Genomic DNA, 16,983 nt, shown 5'->3' on the forward strand with positions numbered 1-16,983 from the left:
GTGACAACGGATCAAGTAACGGCGGACCTGCCCGTGAAGCTGCCGGAAGGCCAATTGCGGGCGATCGCCGAAAAAGGCGCGGCCGAACTCGGGCCCGACGCCACGGCACTGGATCTGCTCCAGTGGACCGAGAACACCTTCGGCACCGGATACATCGTCGCCTCGAATATGCAGGACGGCGTGCTGGTTCACCTTGCCGCCCAGGTGCATTCGGGCGTGGACGTGCTGTTCCTGGATACCGGTTACCACTTCGCCGAGACCATCGGCACCCGCGATGCGGTGGAAGCCGTATACGGCGTGAACGTGATCAATGTACGGCCGGAAAATACTGTGGCCGAACAGGATCGGCTGCTCGGCAAGGATTTGTTCGCACGCGATGCCGGTGAATGCTGCCGGTTGCGCAAGGTTGTGCCGTTGAAGCGTTCGCTCGGCGGTTACAACGCCTGGGTCACCGGCATCCGCCGCGTGGAGGCCCCGACCCGGGCCAACGCCCCGCTCATCTCGTTCGACGAGGCGTTCGGACTGGTGAAGATCAACCCGATCGCCGCCTGGTCCGACGACGAGATGCAGGCCTATATCGAACAGCACGGCATCCTCGTCAATCCCCTGGTGGAAGAGGGATATCCGTCCATCGGCTGCGCTCCGTGCACACGGAAGCCGGAGCCGGGTTCCGATCCGCGAAGCGGCCGCTGGGCCGGCCTCGCCAAGACCGAATGCGGGTTGCATCAGTCATGACCGAAACCATCAGCGCACGTGCCTTGGGCATCACCGATTTCGACACCCTCGCGGCGTTGGAGTCGGAATCGATCCACATCTTCCGTGAGGTGGCGGGCGAATTCGAACGGCCGGTGATCCTGTTCTCCGGCGGCAAGGATTCCACGGTGCTGCTGCACCTGGCGCTCAAGGCCTTCTGGCCCGCGCCGCTGCCGTTCGCGCTGCTGCACGTCGACACCGGGCACAACCTGCCCGAGGTGCTCGAATTCCGCGACAAGATCGTCGAAAAGTACGGCCTGCGGCTGCATGTCGCGAAGGTCGAGGACTACCTGGCCGACGGGCGGCTCACCGAGCGTCCGGACGGTATCCGCAATCCGCTGCAGACGGTTCCACTGCTGGACGCCATCACCGAGCACCGCTTCGACGCGGTCTTCGGCGGCGGCCGCCGCGATGAAGAGCGCTCCCGCGCCAAAGAGCGAATCTTCTCGCTGCGCAACGCCTTCGGGCAGTGGGATCCGAAGCGGCAGCGGCCCGAGCTGTGGAATCTCTACAACGGCAAGCACGCTCCCGGCGAGCACGTCCGGGTCTTCCCGCTGAGCAACTGGACCGAACTCGATATCTGGCGCTACATCGCGCGTGAGGACATCGATCTGGCGAGCATCTACTACTCGCACCAGCGGCCGGTGTATCAGCGCGACGGCATGTGGATGACGCCCGGTGTCTGGGGCGGCCCGCGCGACGGCGAGGTGCTGGAGACCCGTTCGGTGCGCTACCGCACCGTCGGCGACGGATCCTCCACCGGCGCGATTCTTTCCGACGCGGCCGACAACGAGGCGATTCTCGCCGAGGTGGCCGCGTCCCGTTTGACCGAACGCGGAGCTACCCGCGGTGACGACCGAGTCTCGGAGGCCGCGATGGAAGACCGCAAGCGAGAGGGATATTTCTGATATGTCCGACCTACTGAGGCTGGCCACCGCCGGTTCTGTCGACGACGGTAAGTCCACCCTGGTCGGACGCCTGCTCTACGATACGAAATCCGTACTGGCCGACCAGATCGACGCCGTCACCCGCGCGTCGGTGGACAAAGGTCTTGCCACGCCGGATCTTTCGCTGCTCGTGGACGGGCTGCGCGCGGAACGCGAGCAAGGCATCACCATCGATGTCGCCTACCGCTACTTCGCAACACCCAAGCGGTCTTTCGTGCTCGCGGATACGCCCGGGCATGTGCAGTACACCCGCAACACCGTCTCCGGCGCGTCCACCGCGCAGCTGGTGATCCTGCTCGTGGACGCGCGCAAGGGCGTCATCGAGCAGACCCGTCGGCATGCCGCGGTGCTCGCGCTGCTCGGCGTGCCGAAGCTGGTGCTCGCGGTGAACAAGATCGACCTGGTCGATGACCCGGCGACCGTATTCGCCGCGATCTCGGCCGAATTCAACACCCTCACCAGCACACTCGGCTGGGCCGCCGAGGACGTGCTGGAGATTCCGGTCTCCGCGCTGCACGGCGACAATATCGCCTCGCGCTCGGCGAACACCCCGTACTACGACGGCCCGTCGCTGATCGAGCATCTCGAATCGGTGCCGGTGGATGCCGACAGTTCGGGCGAGCACGCGATCGGCCTGCGCTTCCCGGTGCAGTACGTGATCCGTCCGCGCACCGCCGAATACCCGGACTACCGCGGCTACGCGGGCCAGATCGCGGCGGGCTCGGTCTCACCGGGCGACGAAATCGTGGTGCTGCCGTCGGGAATTCGCTCGACCGTCGAGCGGGTCGACACCCCCGATGGTGAGCTCGCCGTCGCACAGGTCGGCCGCAGCGTCACGCTGATCCTTGCCGACGATGTGGATATCTCGCGCGGTGACATCATCGCCTCCCCCGCCGACGCGCCGGAGCCGCTCGACTCCTTCGACGCGACCGTCTGCTGGCTCGGCGATAAGCCGCTGCGTCCCGGCGCGCGACTGCTGCTCAAGCACGGCACCCGCACCACGCAGGCGATCGTCGGCGCACTCGTCGAGCGGTTCGACGAGCAGAACCTGACCGCGGAGGCGAGCCCGGAATCGTTGGCGCTCAACGATATCGGCCGCATCTCGGTGCGCGTCGCCGAGCCGATCGCCGCCGACGACTATCGCGTCAACCGGCACACCGGCAGTTTCCTGCTCATCGATCCGGCGGGCGGCAATACTCTCGCCGCCGGTCTGGTCGGTGACGTGCTGACCGCGGTCGAGGTCGGAGTCTGAGGTGAATTCGCCCGGCGGTATCGGCTCGGTAGCGCAACTGCCGGGCGGGTCCATGTGGGCGGAACTGGAGCGCATATCGGACCACGGACGCGGACCGCGTAGACCGATGTTCGGACCCCTCCGGGTCACACCGATCGGCGGGTATGCCGAGCCCGGACCGGCGCTCATCGCGGTGGCGCACGGCAGTCGGGATCCGCGCTCGGCCGCGACGATGTCGGCCGTGGTCGCCGATATCGCCGCCGCCCGCCCGGATATCGATGTGCGGCTCGCCTTCCTCGATCTGAATGCGCCATCGGTCGAGCAGGTCGTGAATGCCGTTGCCGCGCAAGGACATACGCACGCCGTTGTGGCACCGCTGCTGCTGGGTAGCGCTTATCACGCGCGAGTCGATCTACCCGGATTGCTCGCCGCCGCCGGCACCGCCCACCCACAGCTCGCGCTGACCCGAGCCGACGTTCTCGGTCCTGACCCGCGACTCATCGCCACGCTCCGCGACCGCACCCTGGCCGCGCTGGGATCGGCGTATGACGCTCGGCCGCAGGGTGGTGAACCACTCGGTGGACCGGCGATCGGAGTCGTCGTTGCGGCGGTCGGGGCGGGAGCGGCGGCAGCGAATACCCGGACCGGCGAGGTCGCTCGACAGCTCGCCGGTATGACCGGCTGGCGCACCGAAATATGCTTCGCGACCACGGAACCTTCTGTCACCCAGGCAATTTCGCGTTTGCATGCCAGAGGTGCCGAGCGGGTGCTCGTGGCGCCGTGGTTTCTGGCACCGGGGCAGCTCACCGATCGCCTGGTGGCCGCCGCACCCGATGTGGTGCATGCGCAAGTCATCGGCCCGGATACCGCGTTGACCGAAATCGTTTGGGACCGTTACGACAGCGCGCTCACCGACGCTTTGAGCCTTTCTGCCTGATCTCCGATGACAACTCAGTCGACGTAGACGACAATAGCCGTCGCGTTATCGTTTCCACCCGCTCGATCGGCGGCAGCCAAAAGCCGGACGACAACGGACTGCGGATCAACACCACGGCTCAACCAGTTCCGGAGATCGTCGTAGCCGACCTGCTCGGATACACCGTCGGTGCAGAGCAGGTACCGATCGCCGGGTTGCATCGTCACGCTCGACACATCCGGTTCCGGCGCGTCCCCGTGCCCGATATAGCGGGTCAGCTGATACCGCGCCGCCGCTGCCTGCGGCGAATCGAACGGATACCAGCCGTGCACCGCGCCGAGCCACGCCATCGTATGGTCGGTCGTCAGCAGTTCGAGCAGCCCGGCACGCAGGCGGTACACCCGGGAGTCGCCGATCTGCACGAGCCAGCAGCCCTGCGGCGCGGCGACCATGGCGGTCAGTGTGCATCCGGCCAAAGTCCGCAATTCCTCGCCGATCCGACTCAGCCGAGCATGCGCCGCCGCCACCGCGGCACGCAGCGTGTCCGGCCCGAGTTCCACCGCATCCGCGACATGGTCGACGAAGATATCGACCGCGGTCCGCCCCGCCGCCGCACTGCCCGGTCCATCTCCCATGCCGTCGGCCACCACCGCGAGCAACGGCCGGTCACGGAGATAGGTGACATCGAAATTCGCCGCATAGCGCCTGCCGATATCGCTGCCCACCGCAACGTCGACCACGGGATTGCGCACCAGCGAATTCTGGCACACGGCGACATCGCGGGGAGCACTCTCGCACGGCCATCACCGAAGTCGCGGGGCCGCCCTCACCCCCGGGCGATCGAGTCCAGATCGGCCGCCGGAGACGCCGAAGCGATACGCCGATCGATAGCTGCCAGGACGAACTCGGCCCAGCGAATGTTCTCCTGCTCGAAGGAGATTCCGCGCAGCAAGGTCAGGTAGGGACCGATGCGCTCGGCCTCGGCGAGGTACGCCTGCTCGCTGCGCCCGTCGAGCAGGCGGGCGCGCAGCCGTTCGTAGCGGGCCAGTTTCGCCTTGGACCATTCCAGCTTGTCGGCCAACCCCGCGCGCACGTTCGGCGCATCGTCGGTGTCCATGCCCTGCACCTTGACCATCAACTCGTCACGAACGGCGGTCGGCTTGGCGGGCTCGGCGATGAACGCGCGCAGCGCGGCCCGACCGGCCGCGGTGATGGCGTGCAGCCGCTTGTTCGGGCGGCGCTCCTGCTGCACGACCCTGGTCTCGATCAGGCCGTCGGCGGCCATCCGCTCGAGTTCCTTGTACAGCTGCTGGGGCGTGGCCATCCAGAAGTTGGCCACCGAGGCGTCGAAGCCCTTGGCCAGGTCATAGCCGGACGCCTCCCCTTCCAGCAGAGCGGCGAGCACCGCATCACGTAACGCCATTGGCTCAGGCTATCACTATTCAAATTCTTGTCTAATCAACTCTGGACAGAGAACCAGCTACAGGGATACTGTTCGAACGCAATAGACAAATAATTGACTATGAAAGGTGGAGCGATGCACCCCTTCCGCGCGGCCGTGGAGGCCCGTGACGAGGCCGCCATCGAGGCACTGCTGGCCGACAACGTGGTGTTCACCAGTCCGGTCGCGTTCAAGCCGTATCCGGGTAAAGCCATCACCGCGGCCATCCTGCGCGCCGTCATCCGCGTCTTCGAGGACTTCCGCTACGTGCGCGAGATCGCCGACGTGAACGGCCGCGACCACGCCTTCGTCTTCGAGGCAACTGTCGACGGCAAGCAGCTCACCGGCTGCGACTTCCTGCATTTCGACGAGCACGGCAAGATCGACGACTTCATGGTGATGGTGCGCCCACTGTCGGCCGCGCAGGCATTGTCCGCGCGTATGGGTGAGCAGTTCGAGCGGATCAAGGCCGAGGCCACCGAGCAGCTGCGACGTGAGGCGGCGCAGGGTGAGTGATTACGACGCCATCGTCATCGGCGCGGGCAACGCCGGGCTGACGGCCGCGGCCACCTTGCAGCGCGCTGGTGCGCGAACTCTGTTGCTGGAGCGGCACAATGTGCCGGGCGGCTGCGGAACCTCCTTCCGCCGTGGACGTTTCGAATTCGAGGTCGCGCTGCACCAACTTTCCGGCGTGGGCGTCGAGGGTCAGCCGATGTCATTGCGGGAGGGACTTTTCCAGCAGCTGGATATCACCGACAAGCTGGAATTCGTCCAGGAGCACGACCTGTACCGCGCGGTGATCCCCGGGCAACTCGACCTCACGCTGCCCGCCGACTGGGATGCCGCGATCGACGCCATCGAAGCCGAGTTCCCCGGCAACCGCGACCGCACGGCGAGGTTCTTCGAACTGCTCAAAAAGGTGACGTTCTGGCAGATCGCCGCCATGCGCGGGATGCCGGTCGAGCAGATCGACCCGGTGCTGTTCGAATACGGGCTGCGGCCGCTGAAGGCGGTGCTCGACGAGTACTTCGACGACGACCGGATCAAGGTCGCGCTTGGCATGTACTGGACCTATCTCGGGCAGCCGCCGTCGAAGCTGCGGTTCCAGGATCTGGCGCTGACCTTGTTCGCCTACTTCGAATTCAAGCCATGGCACCTGCGCGGCGGCTCGCAAGCCATGTCCACTGCCATCCTCGACGCCTTCCTGCAGGCGGGCGGCGACGTGCGGTTCAACACCGCGGTCGAGGCCATTCTCACCGATGCGGGCCGGGTGTCGGGCGTCCGACTCGATGACGGCACCGAGGTCACCGCGTCCGATGTGGTTTCCAATGCCTCGCTGCCGACCACCTACGGAATGCTCGAAGGCATCGATCTGCCCGCCGCGGTACGAGATGACCTGGGCACCAGGAGAATCGGCGTTTCCGGCTTCGTACTGCACATGGGGCTGGACGCAACACCTGCCGAACTCGGATTCACCACCAGCACAACGTTTGTCAATATGGACACCGACGATGACCGCACCTACAACGCGTGGCGGTCCTTCCAGCCCGCGCGCGGAATATGCGTCAGCTCTTACGATGTCGCGCCCATCGGGTTCGCACCCACCGGCACCACCCATGTCAGCCTGATGACACTGCAGCACGGCGATATCTGGCGCAATGTCGCTCCCTCGGAATACGCGCGCACCAAGTTCGCCTATGCCGAGACGCTGCTCGACCTGTGCGAGACGGTCACCCCCGGTATCCGCGACGCCATCGAAGAGGTCGATGTCGCAACACCGTTGACCGTGATGCGCTACCTCGGTCACCCCGGCGGCACGATCTACGGCTACGTCCAGGACGCCACCGAGAACTGGCTGTTCCGCAACAGCGAACGCGAAACCCACATTCCCGGACTGCATCTGGCCGGTTCCTGGGCAGGCATCGGCGGATTCCAACCCACCCTCGAAGCGGGCGCACGCGTGGCCCGCCGCCTGCTGCGCGCCAAGGCCGCCTGAACGGAGCACATCATGAAACATCCCCTCGCGGAACGCTTCGACGGTGCGGCGCAGGTCCTCGTCGACATCGATTCCCGTATCCCCGACACCCGCGACCATCCCGCCGAAACCCGCGCCACCATCGACGCCTACCACCCCCGGCGACTGCGGCTGATCGTCACCGAGATCATCGACGAGACCGCGACCAGCAAAACCTTCCGGCTCGCGGGTGTCGACCAGCTCGAACTGCCTCCGTTCCTGGCGGGTCAATACGTCAACGTGTTCGTCGACGGCACCAGCCGCCCCTACGCCATCTCGTCGAGCCCAGCCACGCTCGACCACTACGACCTGACCGTGCGGCGAGTTCAAGGCGGACGCATCAGCAATCTGCTCATCGACACGGTGCGGGTCGGGAATGTGCTCACTACCACCGGGCCGATGGGCACCTTCCATCACAACCCGCTGTTCCACGGCGACGACCTGGTATTCCTCGCGGGTGGTTCCGGTGTCGCCCCGGCGATGAGCATGATCCGCGAGATCATCGATCGCGAGCTGGACCGTACCTTCCATCTCGTCTACGGCTCCCGCTCCGCCGAAGACATCATCTTCCGCACCGAACTCGACGCACTCGCCGCCCGTTACCCCGGTGTCGTCATCGATCACGTCATCACCGAACCCGACGCCGACTGGACCGGCCCCACCGGATTCCTCACCGCCGAAACCATCCGCACTCTGACCGGCCAACTCGACAACCGCATGGTCTACGTCTGCGGCCCGCAGGCGCTCTATCCGTACGCGCTCGACCAACTTCGCGCACTCGACCAACCGCGCAAGCGAATTCGCTTCGAGGCCAACGGCGCACCGAACGACCCTGCCGCCCAAGCTCATTGGCCGGCGGCGGTGAATCCTGGCGAGGAGGTCACCATTACTGTCGGCGATACCAGTTTCCGCACGCCGCGGAGCCGTCCGTTGCTGGATGCGTTGGAGGACAACGGCATTCGGCCCGAGGCGGCGTGCCGCTCCGGTGAGTGCAGCCTGTGCCGGGTACGGATCGTCAAGGGCGAGGTGCACACCGCCGAGGAGGCGAAACTACGGCTGTCCGACGAGCAGTTCGGCTACACCCACTCCTGCGTGGCCTACCCGATCAGCGATGTGGAGATCGACATCTGAACAGCGGCGTAAGCCGGGCAGATCGCCGCTCGGCACCGACAGCGCATTGAGCACTGCCGCCGTTTCGGCGTCAGTCCGCGCGAGATCCGCCGGTCGTGCTATCAGGCGGCGGTGTCGGGCAGCGCTTCGATCGGCGGCAGGGGCCGTTGGCAGATCTCGCGCGCCTCATCCGCGGAAATGCCGAACATGCGCAGCAGATCCTCGGTGACCTCGTCCGCGGCCGCGGCATCGTCGCGTTCCGGATTGTCGTGCAGGAGCTGACCGAGGCAAAGCGAGGCACCGGCGACGATGGTCATGGCCAGCTCCACATCGCGGACCTGGAATCGTCCCGCGCGAACGGCCTCCTCGATATCGCGGCGCGCCCGGGGAGCGAGGCCCTTTGCAGAACTGACCAGGGCCAGACCGTGGTTGAGCAGCACCTTGCTCAACGTGGGATTTCTGCGGTGCAGACGACCGGTCAGCCGGAAGCTCTGCGCGAAGATATGCGCGGGATCGTCCATCCCCTCGGTCAGCACGTCGAGGGTTGTGCCATGCCGATCGAGCGCCTCCTCGATCGCGGCGTGGAACAGATCCTCGCGACTTTGGAAGTGGTTGTAGAACGATCCCATCCCGACATCGGCGGCCTGGGTGATCTCCAGGATCGGCACATTCGGCTTCCCGGCGGCGAGGAAGGACTGAGCCGCGCTGACGAGCGCCGCCCGGGTACGGGCTTTGCGCCGCTCCAAGCGATTGGGTTCGGTACCGGTTTGCTCGCTCATCACCTCTCCCTGGTCCATCCAGCCATCCTATCCTGCCGGGTCAGTAATGACGAATTCCTCAGAATTGCTTGACTGAATAGACCTTCGTAAGTGACGATATATTCACTTGTTCGAAGGGAGAGGCCGATGATCGACCAGCATGATCCGCATGCGGGTCTGCACAGCGAGTTCGGCGCCGAGGCGGGTGAGCATCCGGGGCGAGCCCGGAATCCGATCATCAAGGTGCACGACCTGGCGTGGCTGGAGTTCGAGAAACCCGACTTGGCCGCCGCCGAAATCTTCGCTTGCGCTTTCGGTTTCACGACCGTGCTGCGCACGGCCGACGAATTGCAATTGCGTGGCACCGACCCCGGTGCGCCGTGTGTGCTCATCCGCCGAGGCAACCGGTCGAGGTTCATCGGACCCGCATACCAGGCGGCGGACTCGGCGGACCTGTTCCGACTCGCGCGGGCCACCGGTCTCGAGCCGCTACCGCTGCCGGAGAGCATCGGCGGCTCAGCCGTCGACCAGCCCGATCCGAGTGGATTGCGGGTGCGGGTCGTCGCCGATACGCATGTGCTCGCCGCCCTGCCCGCCCAGCAGCCGCACACCTTCAATTTCGGCCACGAAACGCCGCGGACGAACCTGACCCAACGGCCGCCGCGGGAACCAGCCAAGGTGCAGCGGCTCGGGCATGTGGTGATGCAGACGACTCGTTATCGGGAGACGCTCGACTGGTATCTGAAAAACCTGGGCATGATCGTCAGCGATTTCCACTATTACTCGGGACAACGCGAGCGTGGCCCGGTCATGAGTTTCATTCGTTGCGACCGCGGCCGCACTCCCACCGACCACCACACACTCGCGCTGACGTTGGGTCCGGTCAACCGGTACGTGCACTCCGCTTATCAGGTCGCCGATCTCGATGCCATGGCCGCTGGCGGTGAATATCTGCTCGACCACGGTTACCAGCGGTCGTGGGGCATCGGCAGGCACATCCAGGGCAGCCAGATCTTCGACTACTGGCGCGATCCGGACGGGTTTTTGGTCGAGCACTTCAGCGATGGCGACATGTTCGACTGCACGCTGGAGCCCGGCTGGGCACCGATGACCGCATCCGGGCTGGCCCAATGGGGACCGCCCGCCACCAAGGACTTCCTCGGCCTCAAACCCGGTCGGGAATCGGTTCGCGAATTGCGCGGCATATTCGACGCGCTGCGCGCGGACAACGAATTCGATCTACACCGCCTGCGCGGTCTACTGAAAGTTGCCAATTCATGAGTATTTCCGTTCTCCGAACCGCCGATGCCTGGTGGGTGTCGACGTCGGCGGGGGCCGCGCGGGTGCATACCACCGCGACCACCACCGGTCAGTTGCTCGCCGACCGGCAGGCGCTGGCGGCGGCTGCGGCGGGTACCGAGGTCGTCCCCGTCGAGAGCCTCGCACTGGTGTCACCGGTGACCGCACCGTGCCGAGTGGTCGCGCAGATGACGAATTTCGCGTCGCACGTGCGGGATTCGGGCGGCGATCCGGAAACCGTGCCGCTGACCTTCTTCCGCAAATCCTCCGGTTCGATCAGCGGCCCGCTCGACGACGTCATCCGGCCCGCGCATGTGCGGCTGCTGGATTACGAGGTGGAGATCGGTCTGGTCTTCGGTAAGGCGATGCCGGTCGGCACCGCGATCACCGCTGACAATATCGGTGAGTATGTGGCCGGACTCGTGGTGACCAACGATGTTTCGGCACGCGATGTGCAGTTGCCGAAAACCCAGTTCTACGAGGCGAAGTCGTATCCGACCTTCACGCCGGTCGGCCCGGCATTGGTGCTGTTGGACGCCGATGAGCTGAAGCGGTTCACCGATCTGCGCTTACGGCTGCTGGTCAACGGTGCAGTGCGCCAGGATATGACGGTCGCCGATATGATCTACGGTCCGGTCGAGACGCTGCAGGCGCTGACCCGATTCCAGCGAGTCGACGCGGGCGATCTGCTGCTCACCGGTACCCCCATCGGCACCGCGATCAGTGCCCCGCCGAAGCCCGTCGAGATCATCGCCTCGCTGCTCCCGGCGGCCACCAAGTGGAAGCTGTTCTTCAAGGGACAGGCCAAGAACCCGAAATATCTGCGCGACGGCGACGTCATCGAGGCCACCGTGGCCACCGATGACGGCGCGATCGATCTGGGTCGCCAGCGCACGGTTGTGCGGTACGCGCGGTGAACATGACGACAACGGATCTGCTGTGGCCGCGCTACTCCGGCCCGGGCGACCTGGCCGAGATCGAATCCGTGCCACTGGCCGAACGCGGCCTGCCGGAATCGACCTACGCACTGCTGGTCCGGGCCGCCGAACTCTGGCCCGACCGAAACGCGCTGACCGTACTGCCGAAGGCGGCTCGGTGGCGAGAACCTTTGCAGCGCAGTTACTCCGAGCTACTAGCCGATGTGCACCGCTATGCGAATCTGCTGTACCGGCTGGATATCCGACGCGGCGACGCGGTCGCGTTGATGTCGCCCAACTGCGCGGAGTTGATTCCCGCGACGCTCGCCGCGCAGCTGGCGGGTATCGCCGCGCCCATCAACGGCGCGATGTCCGGTCGGCATATCGCCGAGCTGCTGCGGCGCTCCGGTGCCAGGGTGCTGATCACGGCCGGGCCCGAACTCGCCACCGACACCTGGGAATCCGCGCTCACGCTGGCAAATGACGGCCTGCTCGACGCCGTACTCGTGCTGCGTCCCACCGGCGCCGTCGAGCCGCATCCGCTGCCGGTGATCGAGGGCGTACACCTCGGTTATCTGGATGAGCTTGCCGCCGAAGAAGATTCGTCGGTTTTCGCCGGACCGCTCCCGGCCTCCGACGATCTGGCCGCGCTGTTCCACACCGGCGGCACCACCGGCGTGCCGAAACTGGCCGCGCACACCCACTCCGGCGAGATCGCCAATGCCTGGATGATCGCCGCCAACTCCCTACTCGACGCGGATGCGACGATCTTCGCCGCGCTCCCGCTCTTCCATGTCAATGCCCTGGTGGTGACGCTGCTCGCACCGCTGTTCAAGGGTCAGCCGGTGGTGTGGGCCGGACCGCTCGGCTACCGCGATGTCGCGCTGTACGGCGAATTCTGGAAGATCGTGGCGCACTATGGCATTGCCGCGATGAGCGCGGTCCCGACGGTATATGCCGTGCTGGCGCAATGCCCCGTCGACGCCGATATCAGCAGTCTGCGCTATGCGATGGTAGGCGCGTCACCACTGCCGTCGGCGGTGCGGACGAACTTCCAGACGCACACCGGTGTCACCCTGGTCGAAGGCTATGGACTCACCGAGGCGACCTGCGCGACCGCCCGCAGCTATCCGGACCGGCCGCGACCGGGTTCGGTCGGGCAGCGGATGCCCTACCAGCAGGTGCGTGTGGTGCGGGCGAGCGACCGAGAGCCGCTGGCCGCCGGTGCGATCGGAGTGCTCGAGATCAGTGGCCCGACGGTTTTCGCCGGTTATGTGACCGGCCGCGATGAGCACGGCCACATTCTCGACGGGCTCGGCACCACGGTCGACGGCTGGCTCGATACCGGCGACCTGGCGCATATCGATGCGGACGGTTTCATCCATCTGCACGGTCGCGCCAAGGATCTGATCATCCGCGGCGGGCACAATATCGACCCGGCGCTGATCGAGGACGCACTGCTGTCACATCCGCAGGTAACCGCGGCCGGTGCTGTCGGACGACCCGATGTCCACGCCGGTGAAGTGCCCGTCGCCTATGTCACGCTCGCGGCCGGTGCCGATATCACCGAATCGGAACTGCTCGCCTGGGCGAGCGATCGGGTGCCCGAACGGGCGGCCGTGCCGAAATCCGTTGTGGTCCTGGATGCTTTGCCGGTTACCGATGTCGGTAAGCCGTACAAGCTCGGCCTGCGCGCCGACGCGACTCGACGTGAACTACAGGACGCACTCGAGCAGGTCGCCGGGGCACGGGCCATCACGGCGGCAGTAGAAGACGGGGCGATCGTCGCGACTGTCGAAGTGGATCCCGCTGCCGAAGGTGCCGCCGGAGAGGTCCTCGGCCGGTATGCCATCCGCTGGAAAGTCGTCGTCCGGCAATGAATCTCGTGATTGGAGCGAACCGATGAAATCGGTTCCGGTGGTCGTCGTCGGTGCGGGTCCCACGGGCCTCACCGCGGCGACATTACTGGCCGAATACGGCATCGAAACCCTGGTACTGGAACGCTGGGACGGCATTTACCCGCAGCCGCGGGCGGTCCATCTCGACGGCGAAATCCGTCGGATCCTGGCACGTCTCGGGGTCGGCGACGACTTCGACGCGATCTCGCGTCCGGCGCTCGGCCTGCGATTGATCGATCCGGATATGCGCGTACTCGCCCAATTCGATCGCGATCCGGCGGGCGGCGCCAACGGCTACCCGGAAGCGAACCTTTTCGACCAACCGGAGCTCGAGGCAATCCTGCGCGCCAATGTGCGGCGGTACCCCGGCATCACCCTCCGCGGCAATGCCGAGGTCATCGCCGTGACACCGGAAAATGATCGCGTGCGTGTTGATTTCACCGATCGCGCCACCGGCACCGCCGAGTCGGTCCTGGCCGGATATGTGCTCGGTTGCGACGGCGCGAACAGTGTGGTTCGCTCCGCCATCGGGGCCACGCTGCGCGACCTGAACTTCGCGCAGCGCTGGCTCGTCGTCGATGTGGATACCGCTGCCGACTTCGGGGAATGGGAAGGGGTGCACCAGGTTTGCGATCCGGTTCGCGCCGCGACCTATATGCGGATCGGAACGACTCGCTACCGCTGGGAATTCCGACTCCGTCCAGGTGAAACCGCCGCGGATTACCGCGATTCGACGAGCCTGCGGGCGCTGATCGCGCCGTGGATCGGGAACACCCCGTCCCAGGAACTGCGGCTTGTGCGCGTCGCCGAATACACCTTCCGCGCGCAGCTCGCCGACCGCTGGCATTGCGGCCGCGTCTTCCTGCTCGGCGATGCCGCCCACCTGACCCCACCGTTCATCGGCCAGGGCATGGGCGCTGGGCTCCGGGATGCGACCAACCTCGCCTGGAAGCTCGCGGGCGTCCTCACCGAAAGCCTGCCCGCGAGTGTGCTCGACACCTACGAAATCGAACGAAAACCGCACGCGCACGCCATGATCCGGCTCGCCAAGTTCACCGGACGGGCCATGACCGACGGCGGCGAATTCGGAAATCTGCTGCGCCGCCTCCTTGCGCCACGGTTGCACCGGCTGCCGGGCTTCGCCGAGTTGGTCGCCAACGGACAGACGCCGCCACTGCACCGATCCGAACTTGTTGTGGCGCATCGCCTTTACCGAGGACTTGCGGGCAAACTGGTCCCGAACACGCTTATCGACGGCCGTCGCGTCGACGATATCGCGGCGGGTCGTTTCGCGATCATCACCGCCGTACAACCGACACCGGCCCAGCGTCGCGAGATCGAACAGCGCGGCGGTGTTGTCGTTATCGCTCGGGACGACCTGCGACGCTGGCTCAGGCGTGGCCGCGGTGCCCTCGTCCGACCCGACGGCACGGTGCTGCGAACCAGTCGTCAGTTGTCCGATCTCATCGGCGACTTGCCGCGATTCAAGGCACCCGCTTCGGCTGTTCGAGCACAGGTGCTGAACCCCGACGCGTAAGCACGCACCGGGCGCAATTGGTTGCGCCGCAGCAGTTCTCAGCCCAGCAGCGCGTTCACGATGGTGCGCGCGGTGGCGACACCGCGATCATCGCCCATCTGCTGGGCGGTATTGGCCGCGCTGATCACCGCGTCGAATTCGAAAGCCATGGCATCGGCGTCGCGGGCGGTGAGATCGCCCGCTTCCTGAGCGTGCCGAATCTGCTTGGCCAGGAAGTCGAGCCATTCGCGGTGATCCTCGGCGATGGCATCGCGGACCGGGCCTGGCCTGCTGTCGAATTCGGCGATGGTGGCCACCCGGAAGCAACCGCCCGGAAATGTCGGTTCGGTGATGTGGTCGAACCAGCGATCCATGATGGCGCGCAGGCGCGGTAGGCCGCGTGGTTCGGTCAGGCTGGGCGCGATCACTCGCTCGACGAAGGCCTCACGGGCCACCTTCACCGCCGCGACCTGCAGCGCTTCCTTGGTACCGAACAGGGTGGCTATGCCGCTTTTGCTGATGCCGAGATCGGTCGCGAGGCGGCCGATGCTCAAGCCCGTCAGCCCTTCGATGGAGGCGACGTCGGCGGCATGTCTGGCAATCGAGGCTCGGGAGCGGGCGCCTTTGGCGAGGCGCTGATCGGTGTCCTGTGCGGTGGTTGTCGACTCTGCCATGTCGCCATTGTCCCACCTTCGGGTTGCAAATACGAACGCACGGTCGTACTTTTATTGCACGAACGGTCGTACGTTTACATTTCGCCTCACCGAAGGATCTCCCCATGACCGAAGTGTCCGAGCGGACCGACAGTCCGCCGACCTCGAAGGCCGCCGTGCGCACGCTCGTCATCGCCTGTGGCGCGGCGTTCATCGCCTTCCTGGATCTGTCCGTCGTCAATATCGCCTTTCCCTCCATCGCCCGCGACTTTCCCGGCACCGCGACGACCACGCTGACCTGGGTGGTAAGCGGATATGCCATCGCCTTCGCGGCACTGCTCACCCCGGCGGGCCGCTTCGCCGACACCCTCGGACGGCGCAGGCTGTTCCTGATCGCACTGGTCGGTTTCGCCGTGACATCGCTGCTGTGCGGACTCGCTCCCACCGCGGGTTGGCTCATTGCCGGACGCCTGCTGCAAGGGGCGACGGCCGCACTGATGGTGCCGTCCGCGCTCGGACTCGTCCTCGCCGTCACCCCGCGCGAAAAGATCGGCGCGGCCATCGGAGCCTGGTCCGCCGCAGGCGGTTTCGCCGCCGTGGTCGGTCCGGCGATCGGCGGCGCGCTGGTCGAGACATTCAGCTGGCGGGCGGTATTCGTCATCAATATCCCGGTGGCGATCGCGCTGATCGCGCCTGCGCTGCGCATTCCGGTACCCGACACCCGCCAGCCCGGCAGCGCGCTACCCGACCCGATCGGGACCATCGCCATTGCCCTCGGACTCGGCGGCGTGGTCGCCGGTGTCACCGAGGGGCAGCGGTGGGGCTGGACCGCACCCGGCACGCTCGCCGTTTTCGGCGTCGGCGCAGTCCTGATCCTGGCCGCCCTGATTCGCTCCGCGCGCCACCACGATCCGGCCATCGCGGTCGAGTTGTGGCAGAGCAGGCCCTATGCGCTGGCCAATGCCGCCTCGTTCGTCTTCGGTGCGACCATGTTCGCCTGGCTGCTCGCCGGACCGCTGTTCCTCGATGCGATCTGGGAGTACTCGGTGCTCGGCTCGGCCGCCGCATTGACGGTGGGCGCGGTGTCCTCGATGGTGACCGCGACCATTGCCGGTCGCGTCACGGCGCCGAGCACCCGGCGCTGGATCGGCGTCCTCGGGGCGCTGATGTTTACCGGCACCAATGTCTGGATGAGCACCGATGCCTTCGGGACGACACCGGCTCTGTGGTCGGCGTGGGTTCCGGCCGGGCTGTTCGGCGGTGGCGGCGTCGGGATCGTCGTGACGGTGCTCGGTACAGCGGCCGCGAGTTCGCTTCCGCCGCAACGCTTCGCGGCCGGAATCGGCATGAATCTGACCGCCAGACAGGTGGGCGGCGCGCTCGGCGTCGCGGTGCTTGCCGCGGTATTCGCCGCCAATGCCGATGCATTGACCGCCTTCCACACGCTGTTCGCCGTTTGCGCGGGCATCGGTGTCGCGTCCGCATTGGTCATCGCGATTCCGGTGCGCGTTCCCGCTCAGAGCTAGGAGT

General features: G+C 66.1%; 16 protein-coding genes. 12 read left to right on the plus strand and 4 right to left on the minus strand.

The genetic code is table 11. From position 1 onward, the window contains the following. The 4 genes from ACQP1T_RS30520 to ACQP1T_RS30535 all read left to right on the plus strand — a co-directional run bounded on the left by ACQP1T_RS30520 (window position 1) and on the right by ACQP1T_RS30535 (window position 3,868). Window positions 1–735 (plus strand): phosphoadenylyl-sulfate reductase, encoded by a 735-nt coding sequence (locus tag ACQP1T_RS30520; protein WP_433756483.1) that lies wholly within the window; start codon window positions 1–3, stop codon window positions 733–735. Then, window positions 714–1,661, plus strand: a complete 948-nt coding sequence (cysD, locus tag ACQP1T_RS30525) for a sulfate adenylyltransferase subunit CysD (protein WP_433756484.1) — start codon at window positions 714–716, stop codon at window positions 1,659–1,661. Before ACQP1T_RS30520 ends, cysD begins: the two co-directional genes overlap by 22 nt. Before the next feature lies 1 nt (window position 1,662). After that, the gene (locus ACQP1T_RS30530) at window positions 1,663–2,952 is read left to right on the plus strand and encodes a sulfate adenylyltransferase subunit 1 (protein WP_433756485.1); all 1,290 of its coding nucleotides are present in this window, start codon (window positions 1,663–1,665) and stop codon (window positions 2,950–2,952) included. Between the two features lie 106 nt (window positions 2,953–3,058). After that, the gene (locus tag ACQP1T_RS30535) at window positions 3,059–3,868 is read left to right on the plus strand and encodes a sirohydrochlorin chelatase (protein ID WP_433756486.1); all 810 of its coding nucleotides are present in this window, start codon (window positions 3,059–3,061) and stop codon (window positions 3,866–3,868) included. A gap of 14 nt (window positions 3,869–3,882) precedes the next feature. Here the strand turns inward: ACQP1T_RS30535 and ACQP1T_RS30540 are convergent, their stop codons facing one another. Together ACQP1T_RS30540 and ACQP1T_RS30545 are read right to left on the minus strand one after the other, a co-directional pair. Next, on the minus strand, window positions 3,883–4,599 hold the full coding sequence (locus tag ACQP1T_RS30540) for a PP2C family protein-serine/threonine phosphatase (RefSeq protein WP_433756487.1): 717 nt from the start codon (window positions 4,597–4,599) through the stop codon (window positions 3,883–3,885). Window positions 4,600–4,673: 74 nt separating this feature from the next. After that, complete coding sequence (locus ACQP1T_RS30545; protein WP_433756488.1) at window positions 4,674–5,270, minus strand: PadR family transcriptional regulator; 597 nt, start codon at window positions 5,268–5,270, stop codon at window positions 4,674–4,676. A 114-nt stretch (window positions 5,271–5,384) separates the two neighbouring features. On the opposite strand from ACQP1T_RS30545, the gene ACQP1T_RS30550 reads away from it, so the two are divergent. The 3 genes from ACQP1T_RS30550 to ACQP1T_RS30560 are packed head-to-tail and all read left to right on the plus strand — an operon-like array spanning window position 5,385 to window position 8,433. Continuing rightward, window positions 5,385–5,804 carry a nuclear transport factor 2 family protein gene (locus ACQP1T_RS30550; RefSeq protein WP_433756489.1) on the plus strand — a complete coding sequence of 140 codons (420 nt, stop codon included), beginning with the start codon at window positions 5,385–5,387 and terminating at the stop codon, window positions 5,802–5,804. After that, window positions 5,797–7,284, plus strand: a complete 1,488-nt coding sequence (locus ACQP1T_RS30555; protein ID WP_433756490.1) for a phytoene desaturase family protein — start codon at window positions 5,797–5,799, stop codon at window positions 7,282–7,284. Before ACQP1T_RS30550 ends, ACQP1T_RS30555 begins: the two co-directional genes overlap by 8 nt. Before the next feature lie 12 nt (window positions 7,285–7,296). After that, window positions 7,297–8,433: a 2Fe-2S iron-sulfur cluster-binding protein gene (locus tag ACQP1T_RS30560; RefSeq protein ID WP_433756491.1), complete on the plus strand. Its 1,137-nt coding sequence runs from the start codon at window positions 7,297–7,299 to the stop codon at window positions 8,431–8,433. 101 nt (window positions 8,434–8,534) lie between these two features. Here the strand turns inward: ACQP1T_RS30560 and ACQP1T_RS30565 are convergent, their stop codons facing one another. Next, window positions 8,535–9,191 (minus strand): TetR/AcrR family transcriptional regulator, encoded by a 657-nt coding sequence (locus tag ACQP1T_RS30565; protein WP_433756492.1) that lies wholly within the window; start codon window positions 9,189–9,191, stop codon window positions 8,535–8,537. Window positions 9,192–9,317: 126 nt separating this feature from the next. Between ACQP1T_RS30565 and ACQP1T_RS30570 the strand changes: the two genes are divergently transcribed. The 4 genes from ACQP1T_RS30570 to ACQP1T_RS30585 are packed head-to-tail and all read left to right on the plus strand — an operon-like array spanning window position 9,318 to window position 14,821. Then, the gene (locus tag ACQP1T_RS30570; RefSeq protein ID WP_433756493.1) at window positions 9,318–10,451 is read left to right on the plus strand and encodes a VOC family protein; all 1,134 of its coding nucleotides are present in this window, start codon (window positions 9,318–9,320) and stop codon (window positions 10,449–10,451) included. After that, window positions 10,448–11,386: a fumarylacetoacetate hydrolase family protein gene (locus ACQP1T_RS30575; RefSeq protein WP_433756494.1), complete on the plus strand. Its 939-nt coding sequence runs from the start codon at window positions 10,448–10,450 to the stop codon at window positions 11,384–11,386. Before ACQP1T_RS30570 ends, ACQP1T_RS30575 begins: the two co-directional genes overlap by 4 nt. Before the next feature lie 2 nt (window positions 11,387–11,388). After that, window positions 11,389–13,266 (plus strand): acyl-CoA synthetase, encoded by a 1,878-nt coding sequence (locus ACQP1T_RS30580; RefSeq protein WP_433756495.1) that lies wholly within the window; start codon window positions 11,389–11,391, stop codon window positions 13,264–13,266. 22 nt (window positions 13,267–13,288) lie between these two features. Continuing rightward, complete coding sequence (locus tag ACQP1T_RS30585) at window positions 13,289–14,821, plus strand: bifunctional 3-(3-hydroxy-phenyl)propionate/3-hydroxycinnamic acid hydroxylase (RefSeq protein WP_433756496.1); 1,533 nt, start codon at window positions 13,289–13,291, stop codon at window positions 14,819–14,821. A gap of 38 nt (window positions 14,822–14,859) precedes the next feature. Here ACQP1T_RS30585 and ACQP1T_RS30590 read toward each other — a convergent pair whose 3' ends face one another. Further along, window positions 14,860–15,474 carry a TetR/AcrR family transcriptional regulator gene (locus tag ACQP1T_RS30590; protein ID WP_433756497.1) on the minus strand — a complete coding sequence of 205 codons (615 nt, stop codon included), beginning with the start codon at window positions 15,472–15,474 and terminating at the stop codon, window positions 14,860–14,862. A 104-nt stretch (window positions 15,475–15,578) separates the two neighbouring features. Here ACQP1T_RS30590 and ACQP1T_RS30595 point away from each other — a divergent pair, with 104 nt between their 5' ends. Further along, complete coding sequence (locus ACQP1T_RS30595) at window positions 15,579–16,979, plus strand: MFS transporter (protein ID WP_433756499.1); 1,401 nt, start codon at window positions 15,579–15,581, stop codon at window positions 16,977–16,979. The last annotated feature ends 4 nt before the right edge of the window (window positions 16,980–16,983 follow it).

Source organism: Nocardia sp. CA-135398 (assembly GCF_050955845.1).
In the GTDB taxonomy this organism is placed as follows: Bacteria; Actinomycetota; Actinomycetes; order Mycobacteriales; family Mycobacteriaceae; genus Nocardia.

What these genes read in the sequence shown, in the direction of transcription:
- ACQP1T_RS30590 (WP_433756497.1), bottom strand. Translation starts at nt 15,474, where the DNA reads ATGGCAGAGTCGACAACCACCGCACAGGACACCGATCAGCGCCTCGCC.
- ACQP1T_RS30575 (WP_433756494.1), top strand. Translation starts at nt 10,448, where the DNA reads ATGAGTATTTCCGTTCTCCGAACCGCCGATGCCTGGTGGGTGTCGACG.
- ACQP1T_RS30570 (WP_433756493.1), top strand. Translation starts at nt 9,318, where the DNA reads ATGATCGACCAGCATGATCCGCATGCGGGTCTGCACAGCGAGTTCGGC.
- ACQP1T_RS30530 (WP_433756485.1), top strand. Translation starts at nt 1,663, where the DNA reads ATGTCCGACCTACTGAGGCTGGCCACCGCCGGTTCTGTCGACGACGGT.
- ACQP1T_RS30535 (WP_433756486.1), top strand. Translation starts at nt 3,059, where the DNA reads ATGTTCGGACCCCTCCGGGTCACACCGATCGGCGGGTATGCCGAGCCC.
- ACQP1T_RS30545 (WP_433756488.1), bottom strand. Translation starts at nt 5,270, where the DNA reads ATGGCGTTACGTGATGCGGTGCTCGCCGCTCTGCTGGAAGGGGAGGCG.
- ACQP1T_RS30560 (WP_433756491.1), top strand. Translation starts at nt 7,297, where the DNA reads ATGAAACATCCCCTCGCGGAACGCTTCGACGGTGCGGCGCAGGTCCTC.
- ACQP1T_RS30585 (WP_433756496.1), top strand. Translation starts at nt 13,289, where the DNA reads ATGAAATCGGTTCCGGTGGTCGTCGTCGGTGCGGGTCCCACGGGCCTC.
- ACQP1T_RS30580 (WP_433756495.1), top strand. Translation starts at nt 11,389, where the DNA reads ATGACGACAACGGATCTGCTGTGGCCGCGCTACTCCGGCCCGGGCGAC.
- ACQP1T_RS30595 (WP_433756499.1), top strand. Translation starts at nt 15,579, where the DNA reads ATGACCGAAGTGTCCGAGCGGACCGACAGTCCGCCGACCTCGAAGGCC.
- cysD (WP_433756484.1), top strand. Translation starts at nt 714, where the DNA reads ATGCGGGTTGCATCAGTCATGACCGAAACCATCAGCGCACGTGCCTTG.
- ACQP1T_RS30550 (WP_433756489.1), top strand. Translation starts at nt 5,385, where the DNA reads ATGCACCCCTTCCGCGCGGCCGTGGAGGCCCGTGACGAGGCCGCCATC.
- ACQP1T_RS30565 (WP_433756492.1), bottom strand. Translation starts at nt 9,191, where the DNA reads ATGAGCGAGCAAACCGGTACCGAACCCAATCGCTTGGAGCGGCGCAAA.